The sequence below is a fragment of the Vibrio hangzhouensis genome (assembly GCF_900107935.1).
Lineage (GTDB): Bacteria > Pseudomonadota > Gammaproteobacteria > Enterobacterales > Vibrionaceae > Vibrio > Vibrio hangzhouensis.
In genome coordinates, this window is the sequence record NZ_FNVG01000056.1 from 1 (window position 1) to 3,860 (window position 3,860).

At 41.1% G+C, this 3,860-nt stretch carries 5 protein-coding genes; all 5 read right to left on the minus strand.

All coding sequences use genetic code 11. The features are described from left to right. On the minus strand, nt 1-485 hold a 485-nt coding region (gene ahpC, locus C4S60_RS23325; protein WP_103882929.1), incomplete at its 3' end, for an alkyl hydroperoxide reductase subunit C. A gap of 571 nt (nt 486-1,056) precedes the next feature. Continuing rightward, on the minus strand, nt 1,057-1,605 hold the full coding sequence (locus C4S60_RS23330) for a TetR/AcrR family transcriptional regulator (protein WP_103882935.1): 549 nt from the start codon (nt 1,603-1,605) through the stop codon (nt 1,057-1,059). 13 nt (nt 1,606-1,618) lie between these two features. Further along, on the minus strand, nt 1,619-2,530 hold the full coding sequence (locus C4S60_RS23335) for a methyl-accepting chemotaxis protein (RefSeq protein ID WP_160111399.1): 912 nt from the start codon (nt 2,528-2,530) through the stop codon (nt 1,619-1,621). Then, the gene (nrtS, locus tag C4S60_RS23900; protein ID WP_167391015.1) at nt 2,523-2,783 is read right to left on the minus strand and encodes a nitrate/nitrite transporter NrtS; all 261 of its coding nucleotides are present in this window, start codon (nt 2,781-2,783) and stop codon (nt 2,523-2,525) included. The genes C4S60_RS23335 and nrtS overlap by 8 nt, the downstream gene beginning before the upstream one ends. After that, entirely contained in the window at nt 2,783-3,043 is a 261-nt protein-coding gene (locus C4S60_RS23345) for an HPP family protein (protein WP_103882933.1), read from the minus strand. The genes nrtS and C4S60_RS23345 overlap by 1 nt, the downstream gene beginning before the upstream one ends. Nucleotides 3,044-3,860: the final 817 nt, after the last annotated feature.

Consider the following 3,860-nt stretch of genomic DNA (forward strand, 5'->3'; position numbering starts at 1 on the left):
TCACCAGGATTCGCTGCTACGTATTGCGCTGCTTTCACTTTACGCATCAGGTCTTCTGCGTCACGGCCAATGCCTTCTGCTGTGATTTCCATTGCTTGGATCACGCCTTCTGGGTCAACCAGGAAAGTCGCGCGGTCTGCTAGACCTTGACCTTCACGCATTACACCGAAGTTGTTAGTGATAGTGCCTGTTTGGTCGCCAACCATGTAGTAGTTGATTTTGCCGATAGTGTCTGAGCTGTCGTGCCACGCTTTGTGCGTGAAGTGCGTGTCTGTAGATACTGAGTAAACTTCAACACCGCGCTCTTGAAGCTCAGCATAGTGGTCAGCAAGGTCACCAAGTTCAGTTGGACAAACGAATGTGAAGTCCGCTGGGTAGAAGAAGAACACTGCCCATTTGCCTTTCACGTCCTGCTCTGTGATTTCTACAAAGTCGCCCTGTTTGAATGCTGTCGCTGAAAATGGCTTGATAGTGGTGTTAATCATAATTTTTACTCTCTCAATTTGTTATTTTTTAGATGGTTAGGCGCTGTTCTGCGCCGATGTGTGTATATTGCAACGAGAGAGAGTTTTTGAAAATTCGTCTGTTCCTATCTATTTGATAGGGGGAGCCTATCAAACTAGAGCGGTTTGAGACAAAGCCTATTGAAGATGTAGAGGGTAATGATGGTGCACTATAAGATCTGGCTCTTAAATGATGAAATGCACCTATGTGCGTAAGAGGGCTATTACACTTACGATTTTAAGGTAATCAAAATGCCTTTGAATTCAGACGTATCACTGTTGTTGTACTCATCTTAGGTTAACGCCCTGGATTTATAGAAAATGACAACGGGCGTTTCCATCTTGCATATTTCGTGTAAAAAAATAGCTATGTGTCACCTTAACCAAATCAAGTGTTGCCCAGTTGACATGACCGGTGGGAATATGAGCAAATTTCGACACGCGCCAAAGATGGCCAGAAATATATAGATCTCTTTGTTCGACCTTATAGGCCAAAAGCAACCGAACCTTGATTGGTTATGTAGTTTGGTTAATGTTGGTGCTCATCGTTACCTCAAACTATCTGTGATTTCTTTAATATCATGAGCGCTTTCATCGCGGCATTTGTGTCATGATTAACATAAGCCGTAGTGATCGCCCCTTCTTTTAACAAACAGAGCATATCGAGCAGTGTTTCATTCTTATCGGGCATGTGTTTGTTAATAATGGATCGTACTTCATCCTTGTGTTTTTTGCACATGAGAGATATGGGATGCGTTTTGTCTATAAATTCAGCAGAGGTGTTAATAAAGTAACACCCTCGGAACTCTCCTAATTGAGGATCCATGTTACAAAACCATCGGTCAAGACCGTTAAAGAGGTTTTCGATAAGCCGTTCATTGGTTTCAGAATAAGTAAGTATGCTATTTAACCAACAACAAAATCGTTCGTGACGAATTTTTAGTGTTTCTAAAATCAGCAAGTCTTTTGTTTCAAAGTACTTGTATAGTGTTCTTTTAGATGTTTTTGATTTAACAGATACTTCATTTACGCCAACATTGGCAACGCCTGATTGATAAAACAAATCCAACGCGGTTTCAGCAAGAATGTTTTTTTTATCCATAGGAAATGCCATGCTACGAATCCAATGTATGAGAATTTAGCTGACTCAAGGATTCTAAGACCTTTTTCGCCAGTTCATGATTGCTACCCGAGAGAGCAATAGACACCTTTGTATCTTGCAACAGATTAGACATAATGTCATTAATATCAGTGGATTCCTTCAGTTGTCTGTTGACGCTTTCGATGACATCGGAAACAGAAGTTTTACTATTATTGGCTATATCGAGTAGTCCTTCCATTTGCTGGGTGGTTTTCTTGATAAATCCAGAGCTGGATATCATCACCCCCTCGACTTCTTTCTGCTTTTGGACGATTTGGTTTGAAATATTGGAGATCATATCCATTTCAACCTCAATGTTTTCTGCTGAGCTATTTGCCGTGTTGGCAAGCTTACGTACCTCGTCTGCGACCACCGTAAACCCTTTTCCTTGTTGCCCAGCTCTTGCAGCTTCGATTGCAGCATTTAGCGCCAATAGGTTTGTTTGTTTCGCAATGTTCTTTATCGAGTCGACTAAGTTAGTGACATTCATGTTGACCTGCTCCAAAGACTTAAGCAAGATCCCAAACTCATCCATTTTACTTCTAGACGAATCAATTTCTTTGGCGAGTTCAACGATTTTCCGTATCGTTTCCGAGGCGGTTTCTGTCGTCTGGTGTGCGAAGAGATAACTCTGATTCGAGATTGTCTTTATATTTTCCGATTGATAAATAAAATCAGCTATCTTTTCATGGCTTTGCTCGAGTGCCTCTAAGCGATTTTTAGATGCTTTATTGACATTTGCTGCATTTAAATAAATTTCTCTTGCATAGTTTTCTGGCGACACTTTGATAAAATTAGCGAATCTGTCTTCAGTTTCAATTAACTTTGTGTATCTTTCCAAAGGGACTGATTTCGATTCGGCTTCTTTCTTAAATAAACTAATCATGGTGTATACCTTCTCGATTGTACTTTGCAGCAGAGTTAATTGAAGCATACGTAGAGACAATAAATGGAACTAAGTATGTGACACAAATTTTGAGGTAATCAAAGGATTCAATCGCTTGATCAAACAATTTATCTCCGTGATTGATAAGCATAAGGATGCTACCGACAACCGCGGACACCTTAAGCGAATGATAAAATATTCCATGTTGACGAGCATAGCGAAAATAACTTCTAGCTAGATGAGAACACTTCATCAGAACAACCCTCGATTAGATTGAACAAGCTTGGTATTGAGCCTCACTAGCCCCACAAGTATCGTGATCAAATAGCCCAAAACAATGTTTTTGGCTTGTGCCAATGGGCTATTCGGAAGACCAAAAGCAATTACGCAGGAGGCTCCGAATGGAGCCATTAACAAGCCCCAATCCTTAGACGTCTCACCAATCAGTCCCATACACAATATGGTTAGCGCTGCTGCGAAGCCTGAGGTCAGGGCAAAGGTGTGTTTTCGCAAGATTAACTCCAAAGGTAAACAACTCGGTTTACCCAAGAGTAAACAGAGTTGTTTACTTATGCAACTAAAAAGAGAGGTTATTTGAAGTTATTGAATATATTCAGTGCATTACTTGTATCAGTTAATACGCGAGAAGATACTTTCCATTAAGTAAAAGTGTCACCCGCAATGTATTTGGACTCCTCAAACTTCAACGGATCTTCGAAGAAGGGCTTCAGAGATGAGCGAGGTACCCCCTAATATCCTGGAGATCCTAATTTTCATGAATCCACAGGGGCTTTTATCTATAAGAATGGAGGACGCTAAATCGATACTGTCCAGAGTTACCGTAGTCTGCCACTTCACCTATCGTAAAAAGCCCTACTGTATCCTTCCTTCCGGCGAATTCACCATGTCATCTATCGTGTTGATAGTCAGTACAAAAATTTCCGTTTCGTCGTTCTAAAAACCTTTCATCCTAAGAGCAAGCGAAATAGTTCATTCCTCGTAAGAATTAAGGTCGTTCACATCTTTGAAAACAATTCGATAGCCGTACGACATTAATGACACAAGCGCGGCATGGTGGAATACCTGCGTGTCAATCAGTACGTCAATCACTACAGTGAAAAGATCAACGCTTACTTTAGCTCTAGAGTCTTAAGGGTTTGCAACAACACCTGCGATATCAAAAGTAAGCTCAATACAAATAGGAAAACACACGCACCAACTCGCTATACGATATTGGGGCGTGCAACACGGACACGAAATGCCGTCTATTGCTGCGTTTGGTTAAGCTCTAAGAGCGTTTAGATTTTGCCAACCAGGTCCAGAGATGGTG

Coding starts and splice junctions, on each gene's coding strand:
- C4S60_RS23330 (WP_103882935.1), bottom strand. CDS start 1,605: ATGGATAAAAAAAACATTCTTGCTGAAACCGCGTTGGATTTGTTTTAT.
- C4S60_RS23335 (WP_160111399.1), bottom strand. CDS start 2,530: ATGATTAGTTTATTTAAGAAAGAAGCCGAATCGAAATCAGTCCCTTTG.
- nrtS (WP_167391015.1), bottom strand. CDS start 2,783: ATGAAGTGTTCTCATCTAGCTAGAAGTTATTTTCGCTATGCTCGTCAA.